We start from the raw sequence: 15,738 nt of genomic DNA on the forward strand, positions 1-15,738 counted from the left end.
GCGCCATGCGCCCGGCCAAGAGCGCCGCCCACTCGACGAATGGGAGCGTCGGCACCGAGATCAGCGGCGATCTCTCCTGCTACGAACGCACGGCACTCAGAGCCAGGAAGGACGTGACCGCAAGTCACGTAACGATGTCACAACGCAGAAAGCAGGCTACAGTCAGTCCAACACGCCGACGGGCGGGGCAAGCCTTGGGCGCCCAGCCCCTGCTACCTGGCATGTCCCTGACTCACGGATCTTCGCTTACTGCGATGGACTTGTTTTGTGGAGCGGGCGGACTGTCTCAAGAGCTACGCCAAGCGGGGCCGTGAACTTCCCTGCAAAGAATGGTGGCCGGGGACGACAACGCCGTCTTCGACATCCGGATCGTCGAATTCCTGCGACGCAGGGGCGGGTATACCGGAGCACGTGAACGTCGCCGGCCTGCTGCTCGCCGCCGGGGCCGGACGGCGGATGGGACGCCCCAAGGCCCTGGTCGAGCTGGGCGGTGTGACGCTGGTCGAGCGGGGTGTCCGCCTGCTCACGGCGGGGGGCTGCCGGCCGGTCGTGGTCGTCACCGGCGCCGCCGCGGACGAGGTGGGCGCCGTCGTGCGACGCCTCGCCACCCGCCGGGTCGCCGGGCCGGCGCCCGCGGGCGAGGATGCGCCCGAGATCGGCCTGGAACCCACGGCTGGGATGGAACCCACGGCCGGCCCGATGCCGGAGGTTCGCCTGGTATCGGCCGCGCGGTGGGCCGAGGGTGTCGGCGCGTCGCTGCGGGCCGGTCTCGCCGCCCTGGTCGGCACCGACGCCGACGCCGTGGTCGTCACCCTGGTAGACCAACCGTCCCTCGGCGCGGCGGCGGTGCAACGTCTGATCTCCGCCGCGGCCGATCCGGGGTCGACCCATCCGGCGCTGATCGCCACCTACGGAGGCCGGCCGGCCCATCCCGTCCTGCTACGCCGCTCGGTCTGGCCCGAGGCGGCGGCTCTCGCGCGCGGCGAGGTCGGCGCCCGGGCATGGCTGCGGGCCCACCCGGGACGGGTCACCGGCGTGCCCTGCGACGGCACCGGCTCACCCGCCGACGTCGACACCCTGGCCGACGTCGAAACCCTGGCCGACGTCGAAACCCTGGCCGACCTCGAAACCCCAGCCGCCGTCGCCCCACCGACCTCGCCATCGGCGACGCGCACACCCAGCCCGGGTAGAACGCGAAGGACCCATAAGTAGGAACACCGCCGCAACGACGTGAGAAACGGAAGAACAACAGCAGACCCCGGTCTTCCAAGAAAGGATGACGCCCAACCGGGCTATCGGCAGTATCGGCGGCAGGGGAACCGGCACGGGGCACAATATCATCACTATCTGGGGCCGGCCGGACACCCGGGGATGGTGTCGGGCGCTGCGCGATGGACTCGGCGAGAAACAGCGGGAAACGCAGGCAGACCATCGTGCTGGTGGCGGGTCAGGGACGGACACGACGCTCGCTCGCGGAAAGGACGTCTCCGTGTCCGACGCCCGTCATCGATCCCGCCGCAACAGATTTCGTGGTGGCGGGTCCCATCACGGCGGGTCCCGGTATGGCGGGTCCCGGGCCGGTGGCCGCGGCCGTGGCCGCGCCGTCACCGTCGGCCTGGGCATCGTCAGCGGCGCGGCGCTGCTTGTGCTGGGCGCGTTGACCGCCACCGGGATCGGGTTCGCGGCCCGCGCCGCCTGGGATGCCGGACCGGCCGGGGAATGCGCGGACGGCGGCGAACGGGCCACCCTGACCATCACCACCGCGCCGGCACTCGCGGCGCCGATCAGCCGGCTCGCCGCCGACTTCGATCTTCGGCGCGCCGGTGCCGAGGGCTCGGCGGGCCCGTGTGTGACCCTCGCCGTGTCGGCGGTCGCCTCCGACCGGGTGCTCGACACGCTGTCCCGACCGGAGTCGCCGGACTCCCCCGGCCCGCCCGACGTCTGGATTCCGGAGTCGGCCGACTGGCTGGAGCTGGGCCAGGAATCGGACCCGGCCACGGCGCAACTGCCGGCGAAGGCCACGACGATCGCGGGATCGCCCGTCGTCATCGCCATGCCGAGACTCATGGCGCAGCGCCTCGGTTGGCCCGAGCATCATGTGACCTGGGCCGAACTGGCCGCGGCCGCGGGCGAGGCCGATTTCTGGACCCACCGGGGCGAGCCCCGGTGGGGGGACTTCCGGTTCGCCATGGCCAATCCGGAGAACTCAGCCGCCGCGCTGCGGGCCGTCATCGGAACGGTGAGCGCCGCCCGCGGACTCACCGCGGCCGAGATGACCACCGGCACGTTCGACCAGGATCGCGCGGCCCAGCTCACCGTGCTCCGGCAGGAACGCTCCATCGACTGGCTGCCGGAGTATGACCAGCAGCTCTTCGACTCGGTGCGCACCGGCGGCACGGAGAACGGCGCGGCCGGATCCGCTCCCTCGGCCTTCCCGGCCCTGGAGGCCGATGTCATCGCCTACAACCGGTCCCTGACGAGCCAGAACGGTAACCGCCTGGCCACGACGCTGGTGGCGTCCAGCCCCTCGGACGGGATGTTCACGGCGACGGTGCCGTACATCGTCCTGAAGAAGACGGCGAGCTCGTCGTCCCGGCGGGCCGCGGCGGACGCCTTCGCCACCTTCGTGCGCGGGGACGCGGGCCGCGCGGCCCTTACCGGAGCCGGTTTCCGCACACTCACCGACTTGGCGGGCCACGATGACCCAGGCGGGCTGGCCGAGACGCTGAACGCGACCGATGGGGTGCGCTCCGTCCCGCCCAAGCTGGCGAGCACGGACGCCTCCGACAGCACGCTCGGCACGGCTCGGCGGTTCTTCCGCCATGCCCGTCAGCGTGGTGCCACCCTCGTGGCGCTTGACAGCTCCGGATCGATGGCCGAACCGGTCCCGGGCACCGACCCGTCAAGAACTCGGATGCAGGCGGCCGTCGAGACCTCCCTGGCCGGCCTGCGCCTGTTTGCACCCGACAGCCAGGTCGGTCTCTGGCGGTTCTCCGGCGAGCAGGGCGTCCAAGGCTACCGGGATCTCGTGCCGATGGCTCCGCTTAACGCACCCGGACGAGGCGGCACCCATCGGGACGAGCTGATCGCCGCGCAGGCCGGGATCGTCCCCGGCGGAGCCACCGATCTGTACGCCACCACGCTCGCGGCCTTCCGTTTCCTGACCCAGCACTACGTCCCCGGCCGGCTCAACCAGGTCGTCATCCTCACCGACGGTCGCGACACGAACCGGGGTGCTGCCGCGCCGAGCCTGGACGGGCTGATCGAACAGCTGCACGCCGACTACGACCCGAAGCGGCCGGTCGCCATAATCATGATCGCCTACAGCAACGACGCCGACCTCACCGCGCTGCGGCGCATCGCCGCGGCGACCGGAGGACGCTCCTACCTCCGGCCGGACCCGAGCCAGGTGGTCGACATCTACCTCGACGCGCTGACCCGCGTCCGCCCCTGAAGCCACGCGCGTTCCTGAAGCCACACGCCCCTGAAGCAGCTCAGACGGGAACCCCGGCGGCACGCCGTCTGCCGGCTCGGGTCCGGCGCGGATCGGGACTCGCGGCGTCTGGGAACCTCCGCAGGTATTCGCGTTCGAGCTCCAGCATCCGCGCGGTGTGGGTCTCGAAGGCGTCCTCGCTCCCCGCGATGAAGGCGTCGTGCCGGGTGCGATGCAGGTGCCGCAGCTCCCGGACGAGGTCAACGTCGGTCAGCTCCTGCGCGGGGATTCCAGCTGGTCGGTGCATCATGCCCTCGGTCTACCCATTCCGGCGGCGCGATTCCCGGCTGGCGGGAGGACCAGCAGGTTCGGCGGGATCGGAACATCCGGCCCCGGGCCGGGCGGTGGTACCGGATCCGGCGCGGGCTCGGGTGGCGTCGGCTCGGGACCGGGCAGAACAGGATCGGGGATCGGCGAGGGCGGCGAGGGCTCGGGTGGCGTCGGGCCGGGACCCGGCGGCGGGACCGTGACGATGACGGGATACGTGGTCTGCATCTGATTGCGGTGCCCGGATGGCGCTCTTCACACACCGGGACGACCAGATGCCCGCTCCTTCTGGTCGACCACTGGTCAGGCACTCTGGCCGGCCACTGGTCAGGCGCTGGTCGATCTGTGGCTGGCTCGCTACCGTTGCGCACTATGACCATGTTGGTCGGATCGGCGGCTTCTTCCTGCGACGTCATCCAACGCACCGAGCAACGTATGTCCCGAATGGTCGGCTATACCAGAGCAGCCTGTGCGACGTTCATGATCATTCCGCTCTTCGGCTGGGCTCGCCTGCGCCACCCGTGGATCGCCGTGCTGATCGTGGCGGCCGCGGCCGTCAAGGCATCCTGGTTCACCTGGCGGGTCTGGCGGCGGCCGGGCCGGCTGTCCCCCCGGCTGGTCCTAGCGGACGTCGCCTTCTGCGTGGCGCTGATGCTCGTCGGGTCCAGAGCCGCGCAACCCGACGAACGCAACAAGATCATGACTGAGCTCGTGCCGTTCAGCCTCGTCGCACCCGCGGGCATCGGCTTCGGCCTCGGGCTGACGCTGCTCGCGGTCGGTGCGGTGGCCGTCCTGATGGCGGCGTGGAGCCTGGCCGTGCTGCCGGACGTCTCCCTCAAGCTCGGTTCGGACCTGTTGGGCTTCGCCCTGTGGTACGTCGTCGCCATGCTCATCGCCCATGAGCTGCGCGCGCTCTCCGCGGCGACCGCGGCCGCCCAGGACGAGGCCGCGGCGGCCGGGCGGCTCGCGATCGAGCAGGAGAAGGAGGCCGAGAGCCTGCGCCAACGCGAGATCACCCATCGGGAGATCCACGACTACCTGCTCCCCGTCGTCGATCACGTCGCCGCCGGTGGAGTGCCCTCGCCGGCGCTCGTCCGGGAGGCCCGGCGCGGGGCACAGCGGGCGCGTCGGATCATCATGGATCCACGCGGGATAGACCCGAGGGCCCTGGCCATCGACGGCACGGCTTCGCCGGGCTCCACCCAGAACGGCCTCGAGGAGATGATGTCCGCGGTCGTGGACGCCTTCGCCGACGAGGGGCTCGCCCTGGTGCCCTTCGTGTCGATCAAGGGTGAACCGCCCGCGGAGGTCCGCGAGGCACTGGTGGCCGCGACGAGGGAGGCCCTGCGCAACGTGGTTCGACACTCCGCCAGCACCGACGAGGTTCACCTCTTCGTCGAGGGCGACGCGGATTCGGTGCTGGTGGTCGTCCGGGACAGGGGGGTGGGGTTCGATCCCGGCTCCGTCCGACCGGGCGGAGGCATGACCGGAAGCTATTCCGCTCTGCGCCGGTATGGCGGGGAGACCCTGGTGACCGCCTGGCCGGGTGGTGGGACGAAGGTGACCTTCCGCTGGCCTGCCGCCGAGCCGACCGGGGACGGCACGCCCGGGGACGGTCGATGAGCGTCGATCGCCGGCCGGTCTCGGTGGCGATCATTGACGATCACCCGATCGCCACCGAATCGCTGGCCGCCAGGTTCGCCGGCGCGGGGTTTTCCGTGCTGGCGCCGGCCCCGAGCCTGGAGACCTTCGACCGGGACACCACGCCCGGGATCGTGGTGTGCGACCTGCACCTGCCCGGGGTGTCCGGGGCCGCCGCCGTGGCCGACCTGCATCGGCGCGGTCTTCGGGTGCTGGCGACCTCCGGGGTGGCGACACCGGACGAGGTCCTCGACGCGGTCGCCGCACAGGCTCGCGGCTTCGTTGAGAAGACCGCCCCGGCCCAGCAGTTCGTGGCGGCGGTGACCGCCGTCGCCGAGGGTAGCTTCCACATCTCCGCCCGCCTCGCCGGGTTTCTACTGGAGGATGCGCACCGGCGACCGCTGTCCCGGGGCGAGATCGGGCCCGCGGAACGGAACCTGCTGCGCGGACTCGCCCAGGGCGACCTCATCGATGAACTGCGCGGCGAGTGGGGAATGACCGCCGCCACCGTGCACGACCTGCTCGATCGAATCTTCGACGCCGCCCGCCGACGCCGCCGCCTGCACCGGCCCTCCCCGCGGGAGGCTGAGGTGATGGTCCTCGTCGGTTGCCGGGGCATGTCCCACCGGGAGGCGGCACGGGCGATGAACGTCAAGGCCAGTGTCATCGCCGACTATCTGCGCACGGCGAAGGCGAAGTACGTGGCGAGCCATCCCGACGCCCCGGCGACGATCCCGCCCAGCACGGCGGCCGCCCTCTGGGCCCGCGAGCTCGGGTTCGGCTGAGCCCCCCTTGGCTGAGGCCCCTCGATTGAGACCCCCTTGATTTCGAGGGATTGTCCTGCGCCGACTTCGGCCACACCCTCGTCAGGATGGGCGGGGGAAACGGCGGGGACGAAGGTCATCCGCGGTCCTGTCGTCTCTGGGCAGCCTTCCTCGGGTCGTTCCTGGGACCGGATGCGCTCCCCGTCGGCATGTGGCGGATCAGATCTCCCGACGTCGCGACGGCCCATCCGGCTGACCAACCGATCCCCGGCGACGGCACGAATGCCGAGGCGGACGGCCGTGAGATCCAGGCGGTGCACCGTGGGCACGCGATCTGGCTGGGCACCCCGGACGCGGATCTGTACCGGCTGGACGACTCGCGGTGGCTGCTGCGCAACAACCGGAGGGCCGCCCTACTCACCCGACGCCTGGTCGCCCGGGCCGGGCCCGTCACGGACGGCACGCCCGTCACGGACGGGTCCGCCCACCTGCATCTCGCCACCGGCGATCCGCTCGCGGGCTACCTTCAGATCATCCGGCTCGGACCGGTGGTCGCCCGGCTGCGCACGATCCCGGGCGAGGGGTCCTCGCTACCGCGCACCTGGCCGTCGATCTCGGCAAGCAGGCCGCCGAGCAGGTAGCCGGACTGGCGGCCGCCACGGGCGACCTGCGTCGCGCGCCCTGGCGCCCCAGCCGATGGATCACCCGGACGGATCGGTGACGGCCGGGGATCATCCGCTTTCCCCCGATGATTGAGGGATGGTGTCGGCCCATCGGAATTACCAGGATCGAGGGCAGGGACCATGCCGGTGCGACGGGTCGGGCCGGATCGTCGGGGGAAGCGAGACGGCTTGGTGCCGGATCGGGGGCGCACCGGCGTGGTTCCGCGGACTGTCGGTCGCCGGGGAAGGCCGGCAGTCTGCCTGTTCATGCCGGCAGGCGCCGGCCGCCGCTGTCCGCACCGGCGAGAGCCGCTACGAAGGGCAACCGGTCGCAAACATTTGGTCCCAGCTTTTGCCCCACTGGTGAGGGTGTCGCTGGTGGCTTTGTCGACATCGCTATGATCTGCCCACTGGAAACGTGGACAGGGGGTGCTGTGGGCGAGCCGATCCTCGCCATCGACTACGGCACCTGCAGTGCCTCGGCCGCCTTGGCCGTCGACGGTCGCATCGAACCGGTGAAGGAGCCCGCGAGCGGCTCGGCGAGCTGGCCCGCGTCGGTCTTCGTGGACGGCGGCAGCCTGATCGTCGGCACGCTCGCTGAGCGGCGCAAGCGGATCTGGCCCGCGGCGTACCGCGGCGAGGTCAAGCGCGATCTGGCCCGGGACAGCGCCGTGTCGCTCGACGGCCGCGGCTATCCGGCGCACGTGCTGGTGGCCGCGGTGCTGTCCGCGCTGAAGGCCGAGGCCGAACAGCAGCTCGGCGGTGCGGCGCTGTCGCGGGCCGTCGTCACGATACCGGCGAGCTACGATCCCGCCGGCCCGCTGCGCCGGACGATGATCGCCGCGGCGGAGGCCGCCGGGTTCGTCGACGTGGACCTGCTCGCCGAGCCGGTCGCGGCGGCCTGGTCGCCGGTGGTCGGCGCCGCGCCCGAGCCTGGCTCGCTCATGCTCGTGTACGACCTGGGTGGCGGGACGTTCGAGGGGGCACTGGTCGCGGTCGGTGAGGACGGCCGGCACGAGCTGCTCTCCCACTCGGCTCTGCACGACTGCGGCGGCCGCGAACTCGACCAGATTCTGTTCGACGAGATCCTGGGGTTGTACGGGCCGGGGCTGGAACCGCTACTGAATCCGCCCGGGATCGGCGAGACGTTCCAGACCACGGCCAACCGGACCCGCCACGAGCTGCTCGACTTCGCCCGGGCGGTGAAACATCAGCTCTCCGCCATCGCCGTCGTGGAGGACGTTTTCAGCCCGGCCGGCCTGCTGGTCAGCATGCAGCGTGACCGGTTCACCCAGCTCGCCTCCCCCATCCTGGCCCGCACGATGGCCTGCTGCCAGCACCTGCTGAAGTCATCCGGTTACGGACCGGACAAGCTGAGTGGGGTGCTCCTCGTCGGGGGCAGCTCCCGGATCCCGGTCGTCACCGACATCCTCGAAGGTCGGCTCGGGGTCGGCACCGACTGGCCGGGGCAGCAGATCTACCTCCCCGCCGATCCCGAGCTCGCCGTGGTGCTCGGCGCCGCCGCCTGGGCAAGCTCGGTCTCCACCCGCCGGACCACCGCGGCGCGCCCGAATCCGGTCCTGCAACCGGCTCGCTGGGACATCCCCGGCGGGCGGGCGACGATGGTGCGCTGGCTCGTCGAGCCCGGGGAACGCTTCGACGCGAGCGCCGTGCTGGCGCGGGTCCGCCTCACCGACGGTTTCCTGTTCGACCTGGCCGCCGAGGCACCGGGTAGCCTCATCCACACCCACGCGGCACCCGGCACTCCGGTCCGCGACGCCGACTGGTTGGCGACCACGCTTCCGTCCGGGCCGGTGCCGATGGGGTCGGCGGTGCCGGCGGACCTGCGCGGCTTCGAGCGCAGCAGCCGCCCGTCCCACCACGTCGAGGTCACCGCGCGGGCCACCCTCAAGGGACACGAACGCGATGTCACCTCGGCGGCCTTCTCCCCAGACGGCAAGGTGCTCGCCACCACCAGCAAGGACGGCACCCGGCTGTGGGACGTCGCCACCGGCCGAACGTCGGTCACGCTCAGCGGGCGCAAGAGCCTGGTCGTGCACGGCTGCGCCTTCTCCCCGGACGGCAAGCTGCTCGCCACCACCGGCAGCGACAAGACGGCCCGCATCTGGGACGTCGACGCCGCCCGCCAGACGGTGACCCTGACCGGGCACCGGGGACCCGTGTACGGCTGCGCCTTCTCCCCGGACGGCAGCCTGCTCGCCACGACCAGTACCGACCGCACCGTCCGGCTGTGGGGTTCGTCGACCGGGAAGAACCTTGCCACCCTCAACGGCCATCGCGGCTCGGTCTACGGCTGCGCCTTCTCCCCCGACGGCCGGCTGCTGGTCACCGCCGGCGCGGAGTCCACCCTGCTGTGGGACGTCACGGTCGGCGAGATCATCATGAGCCTACCCGGGCACACGAACTTCGCCGGCGGCTGCGCCTTCTCTCCCGACGGCCGGCTGCTCGCGACGAGCGGCAACGAGGGCACCCGGCTCACCGACGCCTCCAGCGGCACCACCGTGCTCACCCTGCCGGGTTCGGCGCAGAGCTGCGCCTTCTCCCCGGACGGCCACCTGCTGGCGACGGCGAGCACCGACGACACCGCGCAACTGTGGGACGTCGCGACCGGGTCCGCGATCGCCACCCTCACCGGGCACAGCAGCACGGTGATGAGCTGCGCGTTCGCTCCCTACGGCCTCCTGCTCGCCACCACCAGTACCGACATGACCGCTCGGCTCTGGGACATCATCTACACCCCCTGACGCTCCGGCCGTCCCGGCAGGCAGATCCGCCGCCCGGAACTCCCGGAACTCCCGGAGATCAGGTCGGGAAGACCGAGCCGTCCCGCGGCGGGCACTTCAGGCCGAGGTCGTCCAGCACCGCCTCGGGCACGACGCCACACCCGACCTCGTAGGTACCGAGCTGGACCAGTTCCCACCCGGAGTCCGTGTGATGCAGTACCCCCTCGGCCCGGTCGAGATCGGCCACAGTCGGGCGCAGCTCGGTCAGTGCCCAGCTCGGGTCGCTGGCGGCCACGGTGGTCCCGGTGACCTCGTAGTTCTGCGGCGGAACATCCGCGGTGAACGGGCTCGTCCGGACCGCCTCGGCAATCGCGCCCGCATCCCCGGCCGACGGCGGGAAGGTGCCGGCGCCGCGAGCTACGGCGGCGACGACGCGGCTGGTTTCCCCGGGGGCCGACGCCACCGAGGACGATCTGGAACAGGCGAACGCCGTACCCACGGTCACAACTCCCGCGGTGACCAGAGTTGCGGTGGGCAGTACCACCCGGCGCACGATACGGGGACGGTTACCGCGGACGGCGGACCGAGGACGACTATGGCAAGCCATGCTGTACACCTACCCAGTTTGCGCAGGTGAACCCCCTGAAGGGGGATACTCCAACGGTCAACCCGACGACAGATCACATCGTGATCCCGTTGATATTCTCCCATCTCTCATCACCTCCGCCCACATTAGTCTCACCAAGATAAAATCTTGGCAAGATGTGATGCGATGCTTGACCGAACGTGGTGTCCATCCCATCGGAGCCGTCGGGCCCGCCACCCGGGGGAGGCTGCCATTCGAGGGGGTCCCCGTCGTCTCGTCGATGGACATCGCGGCGAGTGGCACACCTACGATTCCGCGGCCCCGGGCATTCACAGAACCAGCTCACAGCAAGCTCACAGCAAGACCTCAGGTAACAGCCAGCCAAGGAGGCGAAGCTGACACCATGCAATCGGTGCGGGTCCTCGTGGTAGACGACGAGACGACACTGGCGGAGTTGCTGTCGATGGCGCTGCGCTACGAGGGGTGGGAAGTGCGCAGCGCCGCGGATGGTCGCGGAGCGCTGCGGCTCGCCCGCGACTTCCGGCCGGACGCGGTCGTTCTCGATATCATGCTGCCCGACATGGACGGCTTGGAGGTGCTTCGGCGCCTGCGGGCGGAGAGCCCGGACGTACCGGTGCTGTTTCTGACCGCCCGGGACGCCGTCGAGGACCGGGTGGCGGGACTCACCGCCGGCGGCGACGACTACGTCACGAAGCCGTTCAGTCTCGAGGAGCTCGTCGCGCGGCTGCGCGGACTGATGCGTCGCGCCGCGCGCACCACCGAGGCGTTGCAGGGCGCCCGGCGCGTCGTCGGCGACCTCACGATGGACGAGGAGAGCCGGGAGGTGCAGCGCGCCGGCCAGCCGGTGCACCTCACCGCCACCGAGTTCGACCTGCTGCGCTTCTTCATGCGCAACCCACGCCGGGTGCTCAGCAAGGCCCAGATCCTCGACCGGGTCTGGAACTACGACTTCGGCGGCCAGGCGAACGTCGTCGAGCTCTACGTCTCGTACCTGCGCAAGAAGATCGACGCCGGCCGCCCCCCGATGATCCACACGATGCGCGGGGCCGGGTACGTCCTGCGGCCGGCCGATCCGGCGCTGGCACCGAAGACCTCCGCCACCCCGTCATCGAGGGGCACCGCGCCGGGCCCGGCATGAGCTCCCCGGCTCACCGGATCGTGCCGGTCTCGCCCTCGCGCTGGTCGTTGCGCACCCGGCTGCTCGCCCTACTGATGCTCCTGCTGGCGACCGTCTCGCTGGCGATCGTGTTCGTCACCGCCGTCGCGCTGCGAGGTGTCCTCGTCGACCAGCTCGACAGGCGGCTGCGGGAGGCCAGCGGACGATGGGACCGGCCGGAACCCGCCTTTCTTCAGAACCTCCCGTCCTTCCCGGCCCCGGCCGAGGGGAACGCCGGCTACGGCACTGCCGGCGGCTCGGCCACCGCCGCCGGCTCCGCTGCCCCCGCCGACTCCGCTGCCGATTCCGCTGCCGATTCCGCTGCCGCCGGCCAGCCGTCCAGCCTCAGCCCGCAGCAGCTGCGGGTCCGCCGGTTCTTCCGTGGACCGGTCGATCCGGGAACGCTGGGAGCCGTCGTGGACGAGGATGGAACCTACGGGGCCTTCATCGATACCGCCGGTGAGGGGAAGGAGCTGACCACCGCCGAGACCGCCGTCGTCGCGGGCATTCCCGCCTACCTGCGGCCGTATACCCGGGCGTTCGGCGATCAGGGTGACTATCGGCTCCTCGCGAGGACCACCCCTGACGGTATGACCGTCATCACCGGGCTGCCGATGAAAGATGAAACAGGTGAACGCGACCCTCACCAGGATGGCGATGATCGCTGGGGTGGTGGCCCTGGTGGGGATCGCGGCCGCCGCGATCGCCGGCACGGCGATCGTCCGCGTCACGCTGCGACCGCTGCGGCGGGTCGCCGCGACGGCCTCCCGGGTCGCCGAGCTACCCCTCGACCGGGGTGAGGTGGCCCTGTCGGTGCGTGTGCCGCAGGTCGACACCGACCCGCGCACAGAGGTCGGCCAGGTCGGGGCGGCACTCAACCGGATGCTCGGCCACATCGGTGCCGCGCTGGCCGCCCGGCACGCGAGCGAGATGCGGATGCGCCAGTTCCTCGCCGACGTCAGCCACGAACTGCGCACTCCGCTCGCGGCGATCAGCGGGTACGCCGAGCTGACCCGCCGGACCCGCGAGCACGTCCCCGCGGACGTCACCTACGCGATGAGCCGGGTCGAGTCCGAAAGCGCGCGGATGACGGCGCTGGTCTCCGACCTGCTGCTGCTCGCCCGGCTCGACTCCGGTCGGGACCTGGTCCGGGAACCGGTGGACGTCTCCCGGCTGATCGTCGACGCGGTCAGCGACGCGCACGTGGCCGCCCCGGGCCACCGCTTCGCCCTCGGCCTGCCCGAGGAGCCGGTCACGGTCACCGGGGACTCGGCCCGCCTGCACCAGGTTCTCGCGAACCTGCTGGCCAACGCCCGCACCCACACGCCGCCGGGCACCCAGGTCACGGCGAGCCTGACCGTGAGCGGCCCCACGGCGATCCTCGCGGTCGTGGACGACGGCCCGGGCATCCCCCCGGATCTGCTCCCCGAGGTCTTCCAACGCTTCGCGCGCGGCGACAGCTCGCGGTCCCGCGCCGCCGGTAGCACCGGGCTGGGGCTCGCCATCGTCGCCGCCGTCGTCGAGGCACATCACGGGCACGTGCAGGCCACGAGCGAGCCGGGACGCACCGCCTTCATGGTCGAGCTGCCCCGATGCCTCCCACCCTCGGGGACGGTCCCACCCGAGCCTGCCCGCCTGACCGGCCCGACGCACCCCGACCGAGCTTCACAGCCTGCGTACAGGTAGATCACAAGAAGCCGAAAGGTCCGCGGTCGACAGTGATCCCCATGTCGCCCATACTCACCGACCCGGTGCCCCTCTCCGGAGGCGGTCGGGCCCCTGGACATCGGCGGCGCATGCCGTGGACCAGGGACCAGCCCCACCATGTGCCCTCCCCCGACGCCCCCACCGAGACCGGGCCCCCGGTCGACGGCTCCGGTGGCCTCGTAGCCGCCGAAGACGTAGCCGCCGAGGACGCCCGCTGGGCCCGACCAGCACTGGTCACCCTGCTGGTGGGCACAGGTGTGCTCTACCTGTGGGGCCTCGGCGCGTCGGGATGGGCGAACGCGTTCTACTCGGCCGCGGTCCAGGCCGGCTCGGTGAGCTGGAAGGCGTTCTTCTACGGCTCCTCGGACGCTGCCAACTCAATCACGGTCGACAAGCCGCCGGCCTCCCTGTGGGTCATGGCGCTGTCCGTCCGGATCTTCGGCCTGAGCGCCTGGAGCATCCTCGTGCCCCAGGCGCTGATGGGTGTCGTCACCGTCGGCCTGCTCTACCAGACCGTGCGGCGGCAATTCTCCGCCGGTGCGGGCCTGCTCGCCGGCGCGGTGCTGGCCCTGACCCCGGTCGCGGCCCTGATGTTCCGGTTCAACAACCCGGACGCCCTGCTCGTGCTGCTCCTGGTCGCCGCGGCCTACGCGACGTTGCGGGCGATCGAGCAGGCGAGCACCCGCTGGCTGGTGTTCTCCGGGGTCCTGGTCAGCTTCGCCTTCCTGACGAAGCTGCTGCAGGCACTGCTCGTCGTCCCTGTCTTCGCACTGGTGTACCTGGTGACCGCGCCGACCTCGTTCTGGCGGCGCGTCCGGCAAACCCTGGCCGCGGGGCTCGGACTGCTGATCCCCGCCGGCCTCTTCATCGCGATCGTGGAGCTCGTCCCGGCGTCCTCCCGCCCCTACATCGGGGGTTCACAGCACAACAGCCTGCTGGAGCTCACCCTCGGTTACAACGGGCTCGGCCGACTTACCGGCAACGAGACCGGCAGCGTCGGCGGTGGCCGGATGGGCGGCCTGCCGGAATTCATCGGGAACAACGCGGCAGGCGCCGTTCCCGGCGGCGGCACGGTCGTCTTCGGTCCCGGGGGTCCGGGCGGCCGCGGGGGCGGCATGTGGGGCCAGGCCGGTTGGACCCGCATGTTCGGCTCGGAGGTCGGCGGTCAGATCTCCTGGCTGCTCCCGACCGCACTGATCCTGCTCGTCGCCGGACTGTGGATCACCCGGCGCACCCCGCGGACGGACCGCGCCCGCGCCGCCTTCCTCCTCTGGGGCGGCTGGCTGCTCGTCACCGGCATCGTCTTCAGCCAGATGAAGGGCATCTTCCACGCCTACTACACGGTGGCGCTCGCCCCGGCGGTCGGCGCCCTGGTGGGGATGGGCTGCGCGCTGCTCTGGCGTCAGCGCCGGCATCCCGCCGCCGCCGTGGTCTCGGCCGCCACGATGGCTGCCACCACCGCCTGGTGCTACACCCTGTTGAACCGCACCCCCCAGTGGCATCCGTGGATCCGGTACGCCGTGCTCGTCGCCGGGATCATCGCGGCGCTCGGGTTCCTCGCAGCCATCCGACTGCCGCGGCGGGCCGCGCTCGGCGTCGCCGCCGTGGCGCTGGTCGCCGGGCTCCTCGGACCCGGCTCGTACGCCATCGCCACCGCGGCGACCCCGCACACCGGCTCGATCCCGGCTGCGGGTCCCGCCGGCGCCGGCTTCGGCGGGCCGGGTGGCGGCCGCATGGGCCAGGGCGGCCTGCAGGCCGGCCATCAGCAGGGCTTCCCGCCGCAGGGCATGGGCCAGGGCGGCCCGCAGGCTGGCCCACAGGGTGGTGGAATCTTCCCCGGTGGGGCCTTCCCCGACGGTGGGCAGCAGATGCCCGGCGGCCAGGGCGGGATGCCCGGCCAGGCGGGTGGTGGTGCCGGAACCGGAACCAGCGTGCTGGGGAACGGGATCCTCGGCGGGCAGGAGACCCGGGGCGGTGGCCCGGGCGGTCTACTCAGCGCCGTCACTCCCAGCGACGCGATCGTGAAGCTGCTCAGGCAGAACGCGGACTCCTACACCTGGGTCGCCGCCGCGGTCGGCTCGAATAGCGCAGCCGGATACCAGCTCGCGACCCAGGACCCGGTCATGCCGGTCGGCGGGTTCAACGGGAGCGACCCCTCGCCCACCCTGGCACAGTTCAAGCAGTACGTCGCCGAAGGAAAGATCCACTACTTCATCGGCGGCGGCGGTTTCGGTCAGGCCAACGGCGGTAGCTCGTCCTCACGGGAGATCTCCAGCTGGGTGACGGAGAACTTCACCTCGAAGACGGTCGACGGCGTGACCCTCTACGACCTGACCGCACCGAAGACCGGCGCCACCGCCGGCTCCACGACGGGCACCGGCGTCACTACCTGACGCCGCTCCGCACCACAACCGCAATCGCCGAGGCGATCCTCAGCCCGGCCGACGCTCACAGCAGGCGCACAGCATCGGCACACGAGCGGCACAGCTCCCGAACCGAGGGTGGAGAGCATGACGATGACGCGGATGCCTTCCTCGACGACCGTGATCTCCGGGATGACCGGGATGACCGGGACCTTCGAGACGACCGGGAGCACCGGAGCGAGCATTCCCGTTGAACATCATCAGCCTAGATGGCTCGGGCCGGACGGCGGCCGTCCGCGCCCGATGCTGGACGTCGTCATCCCCGTATACAGGG

12 protein-coding genes are annotated in these 15,738 nt (G+C 71.4%); 10 read left to right on the forward strand and 2 right to left on the reverse strand.

Annotated features, from left to right (window positions below; translation table 11 throughout):
- Positions 1-411: 411 nt before the first annotated feature.
- Together AC08OU_RS13425 and AC08OU_RS13430 are read left to right on the forward strand one after the other, a co-directional pair.
- Positions 412-1,212, forward strand: coding sequence for a nucleotidyltransferase family protein (locus AC08OU_RS13425; RefSeq protein ID WP_476600189.1), 801 nt, complete (start codon positions 412-414; stop codon positions 1,210-1,212).
- A 277-nt stretch (positions 1,213-1,489) separates the two neighbouring features.
- The gene (locus tag AC08OU_RS13430) at positions 1,490-3,454 is read left to right on the forward strand and encodes a substrate-binding and VWA domain-containing protein (protein ID WP_476600191.1); all 1,965 of its coding nucleotides are present in this window, start codon (positions 1,490-1,492) and stop codon (positions 3,452-3,454) included.
- Between the two features lie 40 nt (positions 3,455-3,494).
- Here the strand turns inward: AC08OU_RS13430 and AC08OU_RS13435 are convergent, their stop codons facing one another.
- The gene (locus AC08OU_RS13435; protein ID WP_011434791.1) at positions 3,495-3,743 is read right to left on the reverse strand and encodes a DUF6158 family protein; all 249 of its coding nucleotides are present in this window, start codon (positions 3,741-3,743) and stop codon (positions 3,495-3,497) included.
- A 452-nt stretch (positions 3,744-4,195) separates the two neighbouring features.
- On the opposite strand from AC08OU_RS13435, the gene AC08OU_RS13440 reads away from it, so the two are divergent.
- From AC08OU_RS13440 to AC08OU_RS13455, 4 genes are all read left to right on the forward strand, one after another.
- Positions 4,196-5,383 (forward strand): sensor histidine kinase, encoded by a 1,188-nt coding sequence (locus AC08OU_RS13440; protein ID WP_476605036.1) that lies wholly within the window; start codon positions 4,196-4,198, stop codon positions 5,381-5,383.
- Positions 5,380-6,186 carry a response regulator gene (locus AC08OU_RS13445; RefSeq protein WP_476600195.1) on the forward strand — a complete coding sequence of 269 codons (807 nt, stop codon included), beginning with the start codon at positions 5,380-5,382 and terminating at the stop codon, positions 6,184-6,186. Before AC08OU_RS13440 ends, AC08OU_RS13445 begins: the two co-directional genes overlap by 4 nt.
- A gap of 50 nt (positions 6,187-6,236) precedes the next feature.
- Positions 6,237-6,806 (forward strand): hypothetical protein, encoded by a 570-nt coding sequence (locus tag AC08OU_RS13450; RefSeq protein WP_476600196.1) that lies wholly within the window; start codon positions 6,237-6,239, stop codon positions 6,804-6,806.
- 455 nt (positions 6,807-7,261) lie between these two features.
- Positions 7,262-9,592 (forward strand): Hsp70 family protein, encoded by a 2,331-nt coding sequence (locus tag AC08OU_RS13455; RefSeq protein ID WP_476600198.1) that lies wholly within the window; start codon positions 7,262-7,264, stop codon positions 9,590-9,592.
- A gap of 58 nt (positions 9,593-9,650) precedes the next feature.
- Here the strand turns inward: AC08OU_RS13455 and AC08OU_RS13460 are convergent, their stop codons facing one another.
- Positions 9,651-10,124, reverse strand: a complete 474-nt coding sequence (locus AC08OU_RS13460) for a hypothetical protein (protein ID WP_476605037.1) — start codon at positions 10,122-10,124, stop codon at positions 9,651-9,653.
- A gap of 436 nt (positions 10,125-10,560) precedes the next feature.
- On the opposite strand from AC08OU_RS13460, the gene AC08OU_RS13465 reads away from it, so the two are divergent.
- The 4 genes from AC08OU_RS13465 to AC08OU_RS13480 are packed head-to-tail and all read left to right on the forward strand — an operon-like array spanning position 10,561 to position 15,434.
- Entirely contained in the window at positions 10,561-11,316 is a 756-nt protein-coding gene (locus tag AC08OU_RS13465; RefSeq protein ID WP_476600200.1) for a response regulator transcription factor, read from the forward strand.
- A complete protein-coding gene (locus tag AC08OU_RS13470; RefSeq protein ID WP_476600202.1) occupies positions 11,313-12,134 on the forward strand; it encodes a hypothetical protein in 822 nt (273 codons plus the stop codon). The genes AC08OU_RS13465 and AC08OU_RS13470 overlap by 4 nt, the downstream gene beginning before the upstream one ends.
- Positions 12,016-13,020: a sensor histidine kinase gene (locus tag AC08OU_RS13475; RefSeq protein ID WP_476600207.1), complete on the forward strand. Its 1,005-nt coding sequence runs from the start codon at positions 12,016-12,018 to the stop codon at positions 13,018-13,020. The genes AC08OU_RS13470 and AC08OU_RS13475 overlap by 119 nt, the downstream gene beginning before the upstream one ends.
- Positions 13,021-13,061: 41 nt before the next feature.
- Complete coding sequence (locus AC08OU_RS13480; RefSeq protein WP_476600203.1) at positions 13,062-15,434, forward strand: ArnT family glycosyltransferase; 2,373 nt, start codon at positions 13,062-13,064, stop codon at positions 15,432-15,434.
- The last annotated feature ends 304 nt before the right edge of the window (positions 15,435-15,738 follow it).

This window comes from Frankia sp. CcMO1 (assembly GCF_977945845.1).

Excerpts from the sequence above, each read along its gene's own strand:
- AC08OU_RS13435 (WP_011434791.1), bottom strand. The coding sequence starts at position 3,743 with ATGATGCACCGACCAGCTGGAATCCCCGCGCAGGAGCTGACCGACGTT.
- AC08OU_RS13440 (WP_476605036.1), top strand. The coding sequence starts at position 4,196 with ATGTCCCGAATGGTCGGCTATACCAGAGCAGCCTGTGCGACGTTCATG.
- AC08OU_RS13445 (WP_476600195.1), top strand. The coding sequence starts at position 5,380 with ATGAGCGTCGATCGCCGGCCGGTCTCGGTGGCGATCATTGACGATCAC.
- AC08OU_RS13465 (WP_476600200.1), top strand. The coding sequence starts at position 10,561 with ATGCAATCGGTGCGGGTCCTCGTGGTAGACGACGAGACGACACTGGCG.
- AC08OU_RS13470 (WP_476600202.1), top strand. The coding sequence starts at position 11,313 with ATGAGCTCCCCGGCTCACCGGATCGTGCCGGTCTCGCCCTCGCGCTGG.
- AC08OU_RS13480 (WP_476600203.1), top strand. The coding sequence starts at position 13,062 with ATGTCGCCCATACTCACCGACCCGGTGCCCCTCTCCGGAGGCGGTCGG.